The sequence below is a fragment of the Gilliamella sp. B3892 genome (genome assembly GCF_026536305.1).
GTDB lineage: Bacteria > Pseudomonadota > Gammaproteobacteria > Enterobacterales > Orbaceae > Gilliamella.
The window spans coordinates 2,008-3,200 of sequence record NZ_JAFNOK010000023.1; the positions used below are offsets into that span (position 1 = coordinate 2,008).

Annotated in this window: 1 rRNA gene (running past one end of the window); it reads left to right on the forward strand. The window is 50.0% G+C overall.

Annotated elements, in window-relative coordinates:
* Positions 1-1,173 (forward strand): 23S ribosomal RNA (locus tag J3U74_RS12230); it begins 1,827 nt to the left of the window's first position.
* Positions 1,174-1,193: the final 20 nt, after the last annotated feature.

Here is a 1,193-nt window from a genome sequence, read left to right on the forward strand (position 1 = left end):
TGCGGACGTAGGTGAAATCAGTCGAAGATACCAGCTGGCTGCAACTGTTTAATAAAAACACAGCACTGTGCAAACACGAAAGTGGACGTATACGGTGTGACGCCTGCCCGGTGCTGGAAGGTTAATTGATGGGGTTATGCGTAAGCAGAAGCTCTTGATCGAAGCCCCAGTAAACGGCGGCCGTAACTATAACGGTCCTAAGGTAGCGAAATTCCTTGTCGGGTAAGTTCCGACCTGCACGAATGGCGTAATGATGGCCAGGCTGTCTCCACCCGAGACTCAGTGAAATTGAAATTGCCGTGAAGATGCGGTGTACCCGTGGCAAGACGGAAAGACCCCGTGAACCTTTACTATAGCTTGACAGTGAACATTGAGCCTTAATGTGTAGGATAGGTGGGAGACTATGAAGCATGCACGCCAGTGTGTGTGGAGTCAACCTTGAAATACCACCCTTTAATGTTTGATGTTCTAACCTATACTTCTGAATCGAGGTAAGGGACACTGTCTGGTGGGTAGTTTGACTGGGGCGGTCTCCTCCCAAAGAGTAACGGAGGAGCACGAAGGTTAGCTAATCCTGGTCGGACATCAGGAGGTTAGTGCAATGGCAAAAGCTAGCTTGACTGCGAGAGTGACGGCTCGAGCAGGTACGAAAGTAGGTCATAGTGATCCGGTGGTTCTGAATGGAAGGGCCATCGCTCAACGGATAAAAGGTACTCCGGGGATAACAGGCTGATACCGCCCAAGAGTTCATATCGACGGCGGTGTTTGGCACCTCGATGTCGGCTCATCACATCCTGGGGCTGAAGTAGGTCCCAAGGGTACGGCTGTTCGCCGTTTAAAGTGGTACGCGAGCTGGGTTTAGAACGTCGTGAGACAGTTCGGTCCCTATCTGCCATGGGCGTAGGAAAATTGAGAGGGTTTGCTTCTAGTACGAGAGGACCGAAGTGAACGCACCGCTGGTGTTCGGGTTGTGATGCCAATTGCATTGCCCGGTAGCTACGTGCGGAATAGATAAGTGCTGAAAGCATCTAAGCACGAAACTAGCCTCGAGATGAGTTTTCCCTGAAGAGATTCAGTAAGGTCCGTTTGAGACTAAGACGTAGATAGGTCAGGTGTGTAAGTGTAGTGATACATTGAGCTAACTGATACTAATGAACCGAGAGTCTTAACCTTACAACTCGGAGTTGTTTTGG